The organism is Enterococcus sp. DIV1726a, from assembly GCF_051710985.1.
Lineage (GTDB): Bacteria > Bacillota > Bacilli > Lactobacillales > Enterococcaceae > Enterococcus_B > Enterococcus_B hirae.
On sequence record NZ_JBIOLS010000001.1, the window covers coordinates 2,495,846 to 2,512,483 of the forward strand.

Annotated in this window: 13 protein-coding genes and 1 pseudogene; 5 read left to right on the forward strand and 9 right to left on the reverse strand. The window is 38.4% G+C overall.

Annotation, left to right across the window (positions count from 1 at the left end):
* The first annotated feature begins 134 nt into the window (after positions 1–134).
* Together IGJ27_RS11315 and IGJ27_RS11320 are read left to right on the forward strand one after the other, a co-directional pair.
* Positions 135–488, forward strand: a complete 354-nt coding sequence (locus IGJ27_RS11315; RefSeq protein ID WP_002317104.1) for a PepSY domain-containing protein — start codon at positions 135–137, stop codon at positions 486–488.
* A 171-nt stretch (positions 489–659) separates the two neighbouring features.
* Positions 660–1,616 (forward strand): glycosyltransferase family 2 protein, encoded by a 957-nt coding sequence (locus tag IGJ27_RS11320; protein ID WP_002317103.1) that lies wholly within the window; start codon positions 660–662, stop codon positions 1,614–1,616.
* A gap of 74 nt (positions 1,617–1,690) precedes the next feature.
* Here IGJ27_RS11320 and IGJ27_RS11325 read toward each other — a convergent pair whose 3' ends face one another.
* Complete coding sequence (locus tag IGJ27_RS11325) at positions 1,691–3,148, reverse strand: NAD-dependent succinate-semialdehyde dehydrogenase (RefSeq protein ID WP_178306361.1); 1,458 nt, start codon at positions 3,146–3,148, stop codon at positions 1,691–1,693.
* Positions 3,149–3,442: 294 nt separating this feature from the next.
* On the opposite strand from IGJ27_RS11325, the gene IGJ27_RS11330 reads away from it, so the two are divergent.
* The gene (locus IGJ27_RS11330) at positions 3,443–4,321 is read left to right on the forward strand and encodes a cation diffusion facilitator family transporter (RefSeq protein WP_010737041.1); all 879 of its coding nucleotides are present in this window, start codon (positions 3,443–3,445) and stop codon (positions 4,319–4,321) included.
* 64 nt (positions 4,322–4,385) lie between these two features.
* Here the strand turns inward: IGJ27_RS11330 and IGJ27_RS11335 are convergent.
* The 6 genes and pseudogenes from IGJ27_RS11335 to IGJ27_RS11360 all read right to left on the reverse strand — a co-directional run bounded on the left by IGJ27_RS11335 (position 4,386) and on the right by IGJ27_RS11360 (position 12,736).
* Positions 4,386–6,257, reverse strand: a pseudogene (locus IGJ27_RS11335) (glycosyltransferase).
* Between the two features lie 193 nt (positions 6,258–6,450).
* Complete coding sequence (locus tag IGJ27_RS11340) at positions 6,451–7,755, reverse strand: glycosyltransferase family 2 protein (RefSeq protein ID WP_010720951.1); 1,305 nt, start codon at positions 7,753–7,755, stop codon at positions 6,451–6,453.
* Positions 7,755–8,264: a hypothetical protein gene (locus IGJ27_RS11345; protein WP_178306360.1), complete on the reverse strand. Its 510-nt coding sequence runs from the start codon at positions 8,262–8,264 to the stop codon at positions 7,755–7,757. Before IGJ27_RS11345 ends, IGJ27_RS11340 begins: the two co-directional genes overlap by 1 nt.
* 293 nt (positions 8,265–8,557) lie before the next feature.
* Positions 8,558–10,693, reverse strand: a complete 2,136-nt coding sequence (locus IGJ27_RS11350) for a HelD family protein (protein WP_178306359.1) — start codon at positions 10,691–10,693, stop codon at positions 8,558–8,560.
* Between the two features lie 75 nt (positions 10,694–10,768).
* Complete coding sequence (locus tag IGJ27_RS11355) at positions 10,769–12,424, reverse strand: FAD-dependent oxidoreductase (protein ID WP_178306358.1); 1,656 nt, start codon at positions 12,422–12,424, stop codon at positions 10,769–10,771.
* The gene (locus IGJ27_RS11360) at positions 12,425–12,736 is read right to left on the reverse strand and encodes a rhodanese-like domain-containing protein (RefSeq protein WP_178306357.1); all 312 of its coding nucleotides are present in this window, start codon (positions 12,734–12,736) and stop codon (positions 12,425–12,427) included. It abuts the gene before it with no gap.
* A gap of 171 nt (positions 12,737–12,907) precedes the next feature.
* On the opposite strand from IGJ27_RS11360, the gene IGJ27_RS11365 reads away from it, so the two are divergent.
* Both IGJ27_RS11365 and IGJ27_RS11370 read left to right on the forward strand, forming a co-directional pair.
* A complete protein-coding gene (locus tag IGJ27_RS11365; RefSeq protein ID WP_010737033.1) occupies positions 12,908–13,168 on the forward strand; it encodes a metal-sensitive transcriptional regulator in 261 nt (86 codons plus the stop codon).
* 12 nt (positions 13,169–13,180) lie between these two features.
* Positions 13,181–13,492: a DsrE family protein gene (locus IGJ27_RS11370; RefSeq protein ID WP_010720957.1), complete on the forward strand. Its 312-nt coding sequence runs from the start codon at positions 13,181–13,183 to the stop codon at positions 13,490–13,492.
* A gap of 141 nt (positions 13,493–13,633) precedes the next feature.
* Here IGJ27_RS11370 and IGJ27_RS11375 read toward each other — a convergent pair whose 3' ends face one another.
* Positions 13,634–14,182: a CDP-alcohol phosphatidyltransferase family protein gene (locus tag IGJ27_RS11375; RefSeq protein ID WP_178306356.1), complete on the reverse strand. Its 549-nt coding sequence runs from the start codon at positions 14,180–14,182 to the stop codon at positions 13,634–13,636.
* Positions 14,183–14,385: 203 nt separating this feature from the next.
* Positions 14,386–16,284 (reverse strand): endonuclease MutS2, encoded by a 1,899-nt coding sequence (locus tag IGJ27_RS11380; RefSeq protein ID WP_178306355.1) that lies wholly within the window; start codon positions 16,282–16,284, stop codon positions 14,386–14,388.
* Positions 16,285–16,638 lie beyond the last annotated feature (354 nt).

A 16,638-nucleotide genomic window follows, 5' to 3' on the forward strand; every position in this document is an offset into this window, starting at 1 on the left:
ATTGCTCTTAGTCAATCACTCACATTTATTATAGCTTATTTTAATTGATAGCGGTTATTTATTTCTAAGAAAAACACAGAGTATGGTAGAATAAATGAAGATAATCTTTTTGGACAAAGAAGGAGGTAAGACGTATGTATTCTGAAGAATGTGAGTCAAATAATTTTAAAAACGGTCTTGCTATAGGTATCGGACTTGGTTTAATCAGTGGCATCACTTCAATGGTTTTGTATCAACGTAAGAAAACGTTATCAGCTGATCAAGTCTTAGAACAAGTCAAAGAATCATTCTTAAAAGAAGGCTCCATCGAGGGGTCTTGGATCTCATTTGAAAAAGAACCGACTAGAAAATTTGCGATCCATTCCAAAGCTTATCGTGGAGGGATTTCCCGCCTGGAAGATGGCGAAATCATTTGCTACGAATTTTTAGCGGATGCGTATACCGGCACCGTGTTAGAGATTTCAAGAAAAAAGAATGAGTTGATTTAATAAAGCGAAGCCTCAGCTATCACCATGAACATAAAAATAGTGGTTTTATACGGGGCTTTTTACAATAGAAACAAAAAGAAGTGAAAATTCTCTCTAGGTACTAGCATTTAAGAATTTGATACAGTATTCTTAATAGAGATTTTGTTTTCTATGATTTAAGGAGAGTGAAAAATGGAACAACAAGAGAAAATTGCTGTTCTGATTCCTTGTTATAATGAAGAAGCGACGATTTCAACAGTCATTGCAGACTTTAGACGAGAATTACCGGAAGCAGAGATTTACGTATATGACAACAATTCGACTGATACCACCTATGAACTTGCCGTGGCGTGTGGGGCAATCGTCAAAAAAGAACCAAGACAAGGGAAAGGAAACGTCATTCGGCAAATGTTTTTTGATATTGATGCAGATTACTATCTCATGGTGGATGGTGATGATACCTATCCTGCCGAAGCGGTGCATGGATTACTGGATAAACTTCGCTCAGGTGAAGCGGATATGGTAATTGGTGACCGACTTTCAAATGGGACTTACTTTGACGAAAACAAACGTCCGTTTCATGATTTTGGGAACAATTTAGTGAAAAACACAATCACACGATTATATAAAACAAAAATACGAGACGTCATGACAGGCTACCGAGGATTTAATCGTATTTTTGTCAAAAGTTTCCCGATCATGAGTTCCGGATTCCAAATCGAAACTGAGCTGACGATCCATGCCTTAGACAAAAAATTCAAATTGGTCGAATTGCCGATCGATTACCGAGACCGTCCAGAAGGCAGTGAATCGAAACTGAATACATTTTCTGATGGATTTAAAGTGATCATGATGATCGTTAAAATGTGGAAAGACTACAAACCATTGATGTTTTTTGGCATCTGGACCTTTTTCTTTTTTGTATTCGGCTTATTTGCCGGTGTTCCAGTGATCCGAGAGTATATGCTGACTCACTTTATCACACGGGTGCCTTCTGCTATTTTAAGTACCGGATTGATGATCCTTGCCTTACTTTCATTAGTTACTGGGTTGATTTTAGATACTGTTGTAACGAATGCCAAAAAAGAATATGAACTAAATCTCTATCATGTCTATCATGAATGTCGAAAGCAAGAGCAACAGAAATAACGTAGAAATAACCAAAGAAACTAGCTGGGAAGAATCTAGCTTCTTTGGTATTTTTTTGCTTTTTGATATGCTAGTTATTTAGCTGTCCGAATCGTCACAAACTTCGCTACTACATATTCTTCCACACCGTAAGTTCCATTTTCCCGACCAAAGCCTGAATGCTTGACCCCTCCAAATGGCGTAGCTGAATTTGAAATAGCTGTATCATTGACACCGACCATCCCATATTGGAGTTTCTGGCTAACATTCGCGATCGTGTGGATATTCGTTGAGAAGAAGTAAGAAGCTAACCCAAAGATGGTATCATTGGCATCTTTGATCACTTCCTCTTCTTCCTTAAACGCAATCAACGGAATCACTGGTCCAAAGGTTTCTTGATAAAAGATGTCCATTTCCTTCGTGACACCATCCAAAACAGTGGGTTCAAAGAAATAGCCATGCGCATACTCTCCTTCTGTCAGTCGTTGCCCACCTGCTAAAATCTTGGCTCCTTTATCTACGGCATCTTTGATTTGTTCTTCTACCTTTTCCACACCTTCTTGATTAATCAAAGGTCCTGTCGTTGGATCATCTAAGCCATTACCAACGGATACTTGTTTGATTTTTTCGACGATCAATTTCGTAGCTTCATCTTTGATTGCTTCATGAAGAAAAATTCGATTAGGCGACGTACATACTTGTCCGTTATTGATGAATTTTGTTTTGATCAATTGATCCGTTGCTAATTCTAAATCTGCATCTGGAAAAATAATCAACGGCGCATGTCCGCCTAGTTCCATGGAAACTTTTTTCAACGTTGATGCTGCTTGTTTATTTAAGATTTGTCCTACTTCTGTCGAACCAGTGAAAGTGATTTTTTGCACGTCTTCTGATTCGGTTAGAATTTTACCGATCGTTGAGGAGTCTCCAGTCACGATATTGACGACTCCTGGAGGAAAGCCAGCTTGATCAAAAAGCTCCATTAACGCCAATGCAGAAAGCGGTGTCGCTTTTGCTGGTTTTAAGATAACCGTGCAGCCAGCCGCGATTGCTGGAGATATCTTACGGATAATCATATTGGATGGAAAGTTCCAAGGAGTGATTGCACCTACTACTCCAACTGATTCTTTACGTACTTGCCATTCATTGGTTGCCGGAGAAGGAATGATCTCGCCTAAGATTCTTTGCCCTTCGGCAGCATTCCACCGCAAATTTTCAACATTCGTGTTGATTTCTGAAGCAGCTTGTTTGAGTGGCTTTCCTTGTTCCATCGTCATGATCGTAGCTAAACGTTCACTGTCTTCTTCCACTAGATCTGCCATCTTGTTCATTAATTTTGCCCGTTGAGCAGGAGAAGTTTTTGACCACTCTTCAAATGCTTTCTTAGCGGCTTTGATTGCTTCGTGGGTTTCACTTTCTCCACCTTTTTGAACATTCGCTAAGGTTTCACCTGTTGCAGGGTTGATCACCTCGAAGGTACCTTCTGTTCCTGTCTGCCATTTGCCATTGATATAAAGACGAGTTTCGACTTTTGGTAAATCTCTTTTTGCCATGTGTCTCTTTCCTCCTTCTTATTCGGTACAAATCTACCCTAACACGGTTAAATTTAAAGCTCAAAGCATACGCATCAGATGACTTTCCTGCTTTTTGTTTTTAGGTGATTTCTGAATCTACTGCAGGTGCCATCATAGCTGATCCCTTTTGATTCGCTGCTCCTATCGATTCAGTTAAGTTCGGGATAGTTCCAAATTTCGCCTATCCAAAACCATTATATTTTCCACACTTTTAGTGATTTTATTCGAAAATATTATAAGATAATAAAATACTTTATGTTGGAGTGAAAATGTGTGAACAAAGACAGATATAAACAATTGAAACAAGCAGAATTAGGTGCAATCATTAGTATTGTCGCTTATATCGTAGTCTCGATACTGAAGTTGACTATCGGGAATCTCGCAAATTCTGAAGCGTTAAGAGCCGATGGCTTAAACAATTTTACGGATATCCTAGCTTCAGTTGCTGTATTGATTGGTTTGAGAATCTCACGCAAACCTGCAGACACTGAACATCGCTATGGTCACTGGAAAGCCGAAAATATTGCGAGTTTAATCACTTCGTTTATTATGTTATTGGTTGGTCTGGAAGTCTTGTACTCTTCGATTCTCTCGATTACTGACAAAAAAATGGAATCACCCGATATGACCGCAGCCATTGTTGGGATTGTCTCAGCGTTGATCATGTACGGGGTTTATCTCTTTAATAAAAAACTAGCCACAAAAGTCAACAGTCCTGGTTTACTAGCTGCAGCGAAAGACAATCTTAGTGACGCGTGGACAAGTATCGGTACAGCCGTGGCAGTGTTTGCGGCCTCCTTCAATTTGGGTTGGTTGGATAGTGCCGCTGCAATCGTCGTGGGTTTATTGATTTTAAAAACAGCAGTTGATATCTTTAGAGAAAGCTCCTTTTCTTTATCTGATGGCTTTGACCAACAAAAATTAGAGCGCTACAAACAAGCAGTCAATAACATCCCGGAAGTCCAAAGCGTGAAGAGTATCAAAGGGCGTACTTATGGTTCAAATACTTATGTAGATATCACTGTTACCATGGACCCTAATTTGACTGTCAAAGAAAGTCATGATATTTCTGATTTGATCGAACACACTTTATTTGAACAATTCCAAGTCCACGAAACAGATGTACATGTCGAGCCTGTGGAGAAGTCTTGAATAGCTGATAAAAAATGAAAAAAGAATCATTCGCCTTTTTTGAAAAGCGAGTGATTCTTCTTTTTTAGCTTTCTACTAAATCATCTTCCATATCAAATTCTAGTTGTTTGGCAGCATTCAGCTGGTCACTATAATAACTCGCTAGTTCTTCCGCTGATTGTGGGGTCAAATCTTCAAATGAGAAAGTGGTGTAAGCTTCCTGTGTTTCTCGACACACTGAAGTAATCTGCAACCCTTGTTGTTGATCAACAAACATATAGTTTTCTCCCGGAATGAATGATTCCCCACCCGTTCTGATCCGAAAGCCATTAAAACTCATTTGATACATCTCAAAAATTTTCGAATCATAGGATAACTGACGATTGACTGTAATACTTAATGCTTCACTGTCACTTTCGATATCTCGGTTTTTACCGATCGTGATGGCATAAAACAAGCCATAAAGATTATAGACTGACCATACTAACGTAACAATATAACCAAATTCATAGCCTTCCCCACGAATCAATCGGTAAAGAGCAATGATAAAAGCAAAAAGAATCCAGCAAAAAAGAACGATATGCGGGAACACCGTACGCCAATCAAATGCGTTACTCCCGACAATTTCTTTTTTCGTTACGTTGAATTTCTTTTGTGGTTTGAAAAATTCTTTTAATAATGCTCCTGTGTGGATCGGTGCCACAAAGCAATCATAAATGTGAGAACTCGTTAGATTTCTTATTTTAGGCACGTATAACCTAAAGGATAAGGTGATCATAACAAACGGCGGTAAAAAGAATAGTAACAATTGATGGTTGTTACTTCTTACAATAAAAATATCAAAAACCATAAACAGCGTAGGAGCTAATAAAAAAATAATTTTTTGGAAAGAAGTAAACCAATACAAATAAGAGTTGTAATAACATAATTTTTGCATCAATGACAACCCTTTTAACTTTCGTGGCTTGAAGTGGTCAAAAATCTGCTTCGTACCTTGTGCCCAACGCGAGCGTTGGGAAGCTAGTTCTTTCGCTGTATAAGGGGTAATTCCCAATGCATAAGCCTTGTTGATAAAGAGAGTCTCGTAGCCGGCATTTTGTAACAACATCCCTGTCGCCATGTCTTCTGTAATACTATTCGTTGGAACCCCACCGATTTCTTCTAAAGCACTTCTTCTAATAATTGCATTTGTCCCGATATGGATCAGGGCATTTTCTCGAGAAAGAGCTGGCTCCAAAAAGCGCATAAATAATTCTTGCTCATTATAAAAGGAATTTCTTAAAAGCTGAAATGGATCTTTATTATAGAAGGTTTGAGGATATTGAACGAGTGCCATTTTAGGATTTTTGAAATAATTAACGGCTTCAAAAATGATATTTTTTTTGACAATAAAATCTGCATCCAATAGTAGTACGAGGTCACTAGTCGTTTGTGAGAGTGCATAGTTGATGTTGCCGGCTTTCGCATGCTCATTGCCCTCTCGTGATTAATAACCGATGGAAAAACGTTCCGCCATCTCTTTTAATTCCTCACGATGACCATCATCGCAAATATATATTTTTTTATTGGGATATCGTAACGCTTTGACAGCCAAAGCCGTGGCGATCACTAATTTACTATTTTCGTTATACGTACAAATAAACGCCGCAACACTTGGTTGAAAACTCTCGTCATAGGCCTCATAGAGATGTTCATTTGACAATTTATTCGAAAATAGGTAAATAAAAAAACCGTAGACAAATAACCCGATAAATTCTGCAATGTAAAGAATGATCCCAAATATTAAAGAAACAGAACTATCTATTGGTATGGTATAAAACAAGCGCCATATCAAATAAACAGCTAAAAAAGTAATCGTGATCTTTGAAAAAAGCTGTTTGACAAAATCATATTTTTTTGCCAACAAATACAACAATATAATTATTAAAAACAACCCCGTCAGATAGTACAATTCCACATTATCTCCTCCTTTATGTTTATATTAAACATTATAATGGTTATTATAAAAAACAGTTAGTAAACGGTTTCCAGGAATCGTTTAGCTGTTTTTTTAAGATCATTTAGTTAGTTATGTAACCAAAAAGACTGTAGTAAAAGACGGCTTTCGTCTTCTGCTACAGTCACTTGTTTGCTAGTCCTTTTCAGTTGCATCATTCACTTTTTCGTTCTGGACTTTTCCATGTGCCACTTCCGTATCCTAAAATCGTTTTGATTGCTGGGATAAAGGTTGTCATGATGGTGATCGCATTGACCATCCAGAATAACAACATATACAATGGGGCAAATAACATATATTTCAATTTTCTTCCTTGATCGTCTACCACCAAAGATGCAATCAGTTGAATGATGCCTGAGATCATTTCGAAGCAAACAAACAGAAAACTAATCGTCAATGTCCGATAGATTTGTTCAAAATTTCCTTGATAAAGATAAATACCCATTAAAATAATAAAAACGAAAAATGAAATACAAAAGAACAACGACCAAATAATACTAAAAGTTTGATCAATAAACATGAACGTCCTGCCGATATTTTCAAAAGGATGGAAGAGGACTTTTTTAAAATTCGTCAACCAGACTTCCGTCCCCCCTTTTGCCCAACGTTTTCTCTGACGATAAAGCATCGGCAAACTTACTGGAACTTCCATAAAAAATATGATGGTTGGCGCAAACACCGAGATCCAGCCATTCAACTGATGATCCCACGCAATACTGATATCTTCTGTTGCCCGATCTTGACGAAAGCCGCCAACATCGATCAATGCGTCTTTTCGATACATGGTATTTGCCCCACTGTACGCATAAAGACCGCCAAGTACACCTGCTTGTGTTCGTTTGATGATCCCTACGATGCTCGAAAATTCAACAGTCTGGGATTTTCCAAGTAAAGACGTACGATTTTTCACGTCCATATTGGCAGTAACAGCAGAGATATTTCTACCACCAGGGCGAATAAAGTAATTCACATAATTTGACAAAGCATCTGGTTCAGGTACCGTATCCGCATCATTGCTTAAGATCAACCGACCTTTGGCAAAAGCCATCCCAATATCAAATGCGTGAGCTTTCCCCTTATTTTTATCAATGCGGATCACTCGTAATTTGGGGTATTTTTTTTGTAAACGAGCTAATATTGCTGGGGTTTCGTCAGTTGAACCATCATCTGTCACTAACACTTCATAATTCCCATAATTGATTTTTGTCATTAAATAATCGATTGTGTCTTCAATCACCACTTCTTCATTGTGGGCCGGTACCATGATCGTGATAAACGGTTCGACCTCTGTCGGAATCTCCGCCCAATCAATGTGCTTATATTTAAATAAAAACGAATAGCATAATACCCCAATAAACCATGCAAAACTGCCAAGGATTGGATAAGAAACAAGGATAAAATAAATGATCGTAGCTACAAAATCCAGTAGTTCATTACCTGTATGAATGACTCTGACCATTAGAGTTCGACCCCCTCGTTTTTGTAGAGGGTTTCGATCAAATCTTTTTCAAGATTTTGCTCTTCTGATACTACGTAATAGCAAACCGCTTCACGCTCTTCCTTAGGTCCAAAGCGCATGCTGAATTCCGTTTCTAAAATATCTCGACGCTTTTCTAATTTTTCTTCATCATACATTTTTTCACTTCTTAGCATCGTTTGGTAACGACGATTATTCCAACGAGTCATGAATAAGAATAAAAGAACAAAGCCTAAAAAAGCAACCGCTAAAAATAGCAACAAAAAAGAAAACGTTTTTCGTTCTTCCGGAAACGAATGCCATTGTAATCCTCTCCCTTTCATTGAAGCCCGAAACGAAATAGTTACCCAAATAAATGGAAAAATCACGCCACACCATCCTAGAATCGCAACAATCCATTGCTTGATTTTTAACCGTCGATTTCCTTTGGCAAAAAACTTATCCTTAATCAAAAGAGTTGCTACTTCTTCACGTTTTATTCGAGTATTCATTTTTCTCCCACCTTTAAAAAATAAATTTAGTCCCCTTTTATAAAAGCCTTTACATTTTTTGATGATGACAGCTAGACGAACAATTCATCAAAATGACCAACTAGACCTTACTTATACTTTACTTTTATTGTATTTATTTAAATTTGTTTATTTAATAGTAGCTTGTTTCTTGAAATATGTATGAGATTTGATCTTGACGTTAAGGTTTTCTTAATAAATTAAAATAACTAAAATAATAAAAATATAAAACAAGTTATCTTAGCGAGTCTCACTAAAGATAACTTGTTTTTTCTCTATTGATCTGTTACCAAAGAAATAACGACAGTTTTCATTGCTCGAGATATAGCCGTGTACATTTGCCTTCTTTCACGTGGGGTGTTCGGTTCAGCTGTTAGATAAATCAGTACGTGATCAAATTCGAGTCCTTTAGAAAGACTCAACGGGCGTACTTGGATGTTCAGCTGGTTGTTTTGCTCTACTTTTTGCTGTAACATCGTGGCTTGCTGTTCTTCCAACGTAATGACTGTTAATTGTTCACCCGTGTGCTGTTGTCGTTCATTGACCTGACTGAGCCACTGATCGAAAGTCGCTGCAGTCACAAATTCCGGCTCTTCCCCATAAGGACGAACGGGAACAATAGCGATCTTTTCTTTTTCCCCTGAATATTGGGTAAAGAGAGTCGTGATTGCCCCGCTTGAACGATAACTATTCAATAAATCATATCTCGTCACAGATCGTCCAGCCGTTGAAAAATAGCTTTCAATTGCTTCAAAAGAAGTCGTGGAATTAAAAATCCCCTGATTTTCATCTCCTACGAGTGTAAAGCGAGCGTTGGGGAAGATGTTTAACAAGAGCAAAAGTTGCGCACTCGTATAGTCTTGCACCTCATCGATCAACACGAACTTTTTGACTTGGGTGATTTTTTCGATCAGCAGATGGCGTACATGTAAACGTGCGACGGCTTCATCTAATGTACAAGGAATTGTCCGCTGATACTTATTCCCAGTGTAACTTTGATAAATCTCCTCAAATAAAAATTGTTCATTAACCCACGCCATCTGTTTGATTTGTTTCGTTACTGTTCGATATTTTCTTTGAAGCAATTGTTTGCCATAACTGACTAATTTCTCTGGCGATTCATCGGTGATCAACTGTTGGAAATACTTTTGTTGCATCTCTTCTGGTAAGGATAATAATTGATCTTTAATGGCGTCACTACCTGCTTGTTTCAGCAATTGCTTTTCCCAGTAGCGCAACAATCGGTCTTTAGTCGCTTGAAGTTTTTCTCTTAGATTCGGGTAATCGGGCGTGCTATCATAGATTTTTTTGATCACTTCTTTTGAGATCACGATTTTTTCCTTCTTTTTGATAGCTAAAAAGAAATCAGCCTGTTCAGTAAACAAGGAGGTCGCTTGCTCGATCTGCTTCATAAATGCCTGACTTCTGAGAACTGCTGTCCGGTCATCCACATCCGTCTGCGTAATCCGATGAAAATAAGCTTTTTCTGACTCAACATTCCCTAAAAAAAGTTGTTCCACCAACTGAAGCATCGTGACATTCAACGGATTTTTTTCACCTAACGAAGGTAATACCTTACCGATATAATCAATAAATTGATGGTTCGGTGACAAAATCAGCAAATCATCCGCAGAAAGTTGGTTTCGGTATTGATAAAGCAAATAAGCAATTCGCTGCATGATCGTTGAGGTTTTCCCACTGCCTGCCACGCCATTGACTAAGATATTTTGGCTTGTAGTGTCTCGGATGATCGTATTTTGTTCGGATTGGATCGTAGCCGTGATTGCCTTCATCTCTGACGTCTCACTTTGTTCTAAAGCATCAAGTAAGACATCGTCTTGGATTGCTACCGAGGTGTCAAAAAAGTGGAGCAATTGATCTTTTTTGATGATAAATTGACGTCGCTCATGGATCATTACCTCGATTTGGTTTTGATTCACTAAATAAGAAGAATGACCTAAATCGTTGTTATAGAAAAGAGAAGCAATCGGCGAACGCCAATCATAAACCAAGGTTTCATCTTCATCATTGGTAAAGTTAGCCGTCCCAATATAAAAAGCTTCGTGACTGTTTTTTCCTTGTGCTTCTTCCTCTAAAAAATCAATTTCGATCTTCCCAAAATAGGGACTCATCAATAGCCGTTCGATTTTTTTCAAAGTCTCATTAGCTGATTGGATCTTGAGATTCAATTGATCGATTTCGCGATTTTTCATCTCAATCAGTGAATACGTATCAAGATTGTCTAAATAACTGTCAAAATTGATCCGAATATCTTCAGACATCGTTTGTAGAGAGTCCCGACCGTACGCACTGGTTTCTTGTAATAGTTGCTGATACTCTTCCTGCTTTTCTAGTAATTGCCGATAAACTGACGCTAGATAGGCTTCTTCTAAATTTCGTGTGTTGACCATACACATTCTCCTTTGATTCGAAGTAGTAGAACTAACCAGTCTAGCGCCATTTTACTAAGAATGCAAGGCAAAGCTCTATTTTTCTGGATAAATCAAGTCTTCTGGACGAACAGCGTGATACAAAGCAAAGGCGCCATCGAGATTTTGGACATGAAAGCCTGCTTGTTTCAAGATACGTTCTGCTAAGTAACTACGCAGTCCACTATGACAGCTGACAATGTATTCTTTCTCATGGTCTAATTCCGCCAATCGACAGCGTAAATCATTTAAAGGAATATTCAGCGCATCTTTAAAAGCACCGTTTTGCAACTCGCCTTCATTACGAACATCGAGTAAGATTTTTCCTTGTGCAAGTGCTTCTGGCAATTCATGCCATTGGATCGTATCACTTAGCCCTTCTGCGACATTCATGGCCACATATCCCAACATGTTCACTGGATCTTTCGCAGAACCAAAAGGTGGCGCATAGGTAAATTCTAATTCCGGCAAATCAAAAATCGTTAGTTGTCCTTTGATGGCTGTGGCTAAACTATCGATTCGTTTATCAACACCTTTGGCACCCACTCCTTGTGCACCATAGATTTCACCTGTCTTAGGATGAAAGATCAGTTTTAATAAAATATCTGTAGCTTCAGGATAGTAACTAGCATGGTCTTTCCCAGAAACATGGACTACTGAGAAAGGTAAGTTGGCTTGTTGGGCCATTCTTTCTGTTAATCCAGTAGAAGCGGCAGCAAGGTCAAAGACCCGCACAATTGACGTACCAAGACTTCCTCGATTGTTACGAACGATTCCCGCTATATTATCTGCTGCTTGTCGCCCTTGACGGTTAGCAGGAGAAGCGAGAGAAATCAACGCATCGGCACCTGTAATTTGTTGTTTGACAACGATGGCATCTCCCACCGCATAGATGGAAGGGTCACTTGTTTGATAGTGTTCATTGACTACGATCCCCCCACGCAGCCCTGTTTCAAGTCCAGCCATTTTTGCCAATGTACTGTCTGGCTGAACACCTACTGAGAGGATCGTTAAATCAGAATCGATCGTTGTGCCATCATCTAATCGTAACTGCTTGCCACCATGTTCAAATGCAGTGACAGAACGTTTTGTTTGGACATGGACGCCTTGTTTAATGAGTTCATGTTGGATATGCACCGCCATTTCTTCATCTAAAGAAGGCAGGACATGTGGTGCCAGTTCTACAATTGAAACTGCCAGTCCACGTTTTTTTAAATTCTCTGCCATTTCCAATCCGATAAAGCCTGCCCCTACTACGACAGCTTTTTTGGGTTGTTCTTCAAGAGCAGTCATTACCATATCAATATCCGGTACATTTCTAACAGTATAAACATTTTTGGCTTCTGCTAATCCTGAAATAGCTGGTCTGACTGGTTTTGCCCCTGGGGAAAGAAGCAACACATCATAACTTTCCTGCCATTTTTTCCCGTCAGATAAAACTTCAACTTTCTTTTCATCTGGATAAACGGCTGTGACTTCATGATTGGGACGCACATCTAATTGAAAACGAGCAGCCAATGATTCTGGTGTTTGTACCAAAAGATTCTCTCTCTCACTGATCTCACCAGAGAGATAATAAGGTAACCCGCAATTGGCAAATGAGACATACGGTCCTTTTTCAAACACGACGATTTCAGCATCTTCTTTTAAACGACGTAATCTAGTAGCAGCAGACATTCCCCCTGCTACCCCGCCGACAATAACAATTTTCATTTATTTCCCTCCTACTATTGGTTCAAACCATTGATTCATTCCACCACGTACATTGATAACATCATACCCCATTTTCTTCAACTCTTTCGTAGCTTGTTTGCTCCGCATTCCCGATTGACAGATGATATAGACAGGCGCTTCTTGTTTTCCTTTGAAACTTAGAATACGTTGAAGTGGAATATTTTTCGCTTGTCTGATATGCCCCCCTTGGTATTCTGCTGGTGTTCTTACATCGATCAACTGAATAGAACCATTCAATTTTTCTTTTAATTCCGCTGTTGAGATTGATTTGACTGTTTGAAATAGTGACATCTTGATTTCCACCTTTTTTATTTTTTATAAATACCTTACGGGGTATATTCAACACAAAAAAGAGAGAATTGTCAACTATTCAAATTCTAGCTTTTTTAAATCGACATAATTATTTACAAAATATACCTACATAGGGTATCATCTCACTAGAAGCATAAAGGAGGTTTTCAAATGGAAATCAATGACAAGAACATCATCAATCGACTAAAACGAACAGAAGGACAAATTCGCGGCATCCAAAAGATGATTGAAGAAGAGAAAGACTGTATGGCAATTATCACACAATTAAGTGCCGTTCGTTCTAGCATTGATCGTGTCATGGGAATGATCGTGGCAGAAAACTTAAAAGACTGTTTGGAGCATCCAGAAAACAGCGCAGAAGAGCAAGCCAAAAAAATGGAACAAGCAATCAACTTGATCATCAAAAAATAAGGAGAGACTCAAATGAAAGTTGTTTTTCATATCGATGAAACGAGAAAGTGGCATGAAACGATGAATAACGTCAAGAACCTATTGAAAATCGCTCCTGAAACGACGATTGTGGTTAGTGTCAACGGTGAAGGCATCACCGGCTACCTTGATCCAGCAAATGAAGAATTTCTTGCTTTAGGGGTTACCTTCCACGCTTGTGCTAATGCGCTACGTGGCAATCACATCAGTACAGAATCCTTGCCTGAAAAGGTTATCGTGGTACCAGCTGGTATTTTAGACCTCATTGAATTACAAGAAAAAGGCTATGCTTATATCAAACCTTAAGACTACTAGCTTCGAGAGTTAAGCAAGGTTCTCCTACAGAATTTAAAACAATGAGCGGAAATCCATCCCCTCATCAAGTAAAAGAACTCAAACCACTTCCTTGGTTTGAGTTCTTTTATTTGTATTTAAGACATTACTCTCTTATTTCAATAGTTTATGATATTCACGGATATACAAAACGAAGGATTGAAGCAAGCTATAAGTGATCAATCCAAATATCCAATTGACCCAGATCGCAGGAAGTTCGGGAAACAACAGTAAAAGCACCATGCCTGCGTAAATGACCGCAGTTGCTAATTTCCCATACCATTTTGCTCCATCTAATTTCACATTTTTTCTCAATCCAATGATACCAGCAAAAAACATGAACCCTTCTTTGATCAGAAATAAACCGAATATCCACCAAATCATCGGTCGATACCAAGCCATGGAAAGGATCAAGACCAGTTGCGTCAACTTGTCTGCCACTGGATCTAATAATTTCCCCAATTCCGTGATTTGGTTGAACTTACGAGCAATAAATCCATCTAAAAAGTCAGTGATTCCTGATAGAGCAATCAAGATACCGGCAAGCATAAACGATTGCTCTAAAACAAAGTAAAAATAAAACGGCAAAAGAACCACACGAAAAATTGATAAGAGATTAGGGATCGTTCCTATTTCTTTTCGCCAATTCGAAGTCAGTTTCATCCATGACATCTCCCTAAATAAACTTTGTTCCATTTTAACCTAAATCGGTACAAGTGCCAATTTTTTCCCGTTGTCTAAAGTCATGAATAACTCTCCAATTTAGCTATTCACATACTTAGATCGTAAAAACTACTGGAACGACTGTCGAAAAAAGACGAGAGCTATTGGCTATTCCTCTTTAAAACAATGCCTTCATTTAACCCCTAGTCTCTTTTTTCTCGTCGTTCTTTAGCTTCTTTGGCTAATTTTTTATGCGCTTTTTTCGATCCTCGCGCTAGATCTTTTTGCCATTTTCTAGTTTGAAAGTCTGTAAACAAATGGTCTAATTCATAACCGACTGGATATAACTTTTCTGCTGACATCTTTAACGTGAGACGTTTTCGTGGGACATTGATTAACTCTTTATCCAAGAAAATCGTAACCGTTTCTTCTGCTGTATCTTCATAAACTAAGGCTTCTTGTTGGTGGACCGCAGAATATACCCGATCCCCTTTCGAAAATTGTTGCACTTGTGTCTTCGTCCTAGGCTCGTTTACTTTCGTTGTCTGAAACAATTTTTTGGTTGTCCGATAAGCTTTATGCTGGATATAATATTGGGCTTGTTCGATCAAGGTTTGCGACATGTTCATTTTTTGAGCGATCCATAGCGCTTGGCTTTCTCCTGTTTCCCCCACTTGAAGAAGGTATTTAGGTTTCAATGCTTCTTTATCAAATGCCATTGCGGCTGGAATAAAATCTTCATGATCATTCGCAAATTTTTTGATTTCGCCATAATGAGTAGTTGCAACGATCAGTGCCCCTTGTTCATACATGGCTTCCATGATAGCAACTGCTAGCGCCGCCCCTTCATTAGGTTCTGTGCCACTGCCGATCTCATCAAGTAATACAAGGGTATTTCTACTCACCTTGCGTAACATCTCGGCAATATTTTGCATATGACCAGAAAACGTACTTAACGCATTCTCGATCGTTTGCTGATCTCCAATATCCACAAAAATCTCATCGAAAACAGCTAGCTCTGTTCCTTCGGCTGCCGGAACCTGTAAACCAAACATCGCCATCAATGTTAATAACCCGACTGTTTTTAATACGACGGTCTTACCACCTGCGTTTGCTCCTGTGATCACTAATCCTCGATAGTCTTTACCAAGTTCAAAATCTAACGGAACAGCCTTTCCTTGAATCAGCGGATGCCTCCCTTGTTTGATCTTGATGTATTCTGATTGATTGATCAGTGGTGTCACACCATGGATTTCTCGACTATACTTCCCTCTGGCGAAAATGATATCTAATCTAGTAATCGTTTCGATGATCAAATCGATTGCTTGTTCTTGTTCTGCTAAAGCACCAGTCAAATAAGCTAAAATTTGATATTCTTCTGCTATTTCTTCTGCTTTTAACAATTGATAATTCATACTCGCTTTTTCCACAGCCGTTGGTTCGATAAAGACGGTCGTTCCTTTATTTGACTGTTCAATAATCGTGCCTAGCACTTTGTTTTTATAACTAGCTTTGATTGGGATCGTATAGTGATCGCCTTTTTGAACAATCATTGCTTCTTGGATCATTTCTTTGTTATGCGGATGTCTTAGAAACTTTAAAAGACGATCTTGGATTTCTTTTTCTGTTAATTGTAATTGTTTTCGTACTTTCCGTAAATTTCGTGAGGCTTCATCACTCACTTTTTGGTTCTTGATTTGTTGATAGATCAACTCTTCGACCATCGACAAATCAGGCATATTCTTACTATACACATGCAACAAGGGTGTTTGATATTGATTTTTTTCAAAAAAACGACGGATCATTCGACTACTTCTTAAAAAGTCTGCATACTCGATCAATTCAGTTGGTGTCAGTAAAAAGCCTTTTTTCACTTGGGAAGTCAACGCATCAATCCGTGTCAATCCCATAAAGGGAACGTGTTGCTGACTTTCTAAGATTTGTCGCGCTTCTTTTGTTTCTTCTTGGCGATTTTTGACTGTCTGTAGATTAGTTTGCGGGGTCATTTCTTCGATACGCTTTTTGCTATATTGTCCAATAGCTCGTTTTTTCACTTCTTCTTTGATTTGATTAAATTGTAATTTATCGATTGTTTGTTTCATATTCTCTCCTTTTTTGAAGAGATACCTGTCCTAAAATAAATAAGACCTAGGAAAAATAAAAAGATGAGGAACATCTCAAATAAGACGCGCCCCATCCCTCATTAATAGAATTGTTGGTTATGAAATGACAGGTATCATCTATAAGCATGCCAAATAAGCTTACGGCTCTATTGGCTATTCAACTTACTACGTTAGATACCTGCTACACTCATCAAAATACCTCATTCATCTAGGTTTTATTTATTTTCAAATTCACTATAGCAAGTTTAGCTGTCACTGTCAATCAATAACGAAAGCCCTTTATTTCACTCTGGTTAGTTCAATCAAGACCCATGAACAAATCTAAAAAAATTT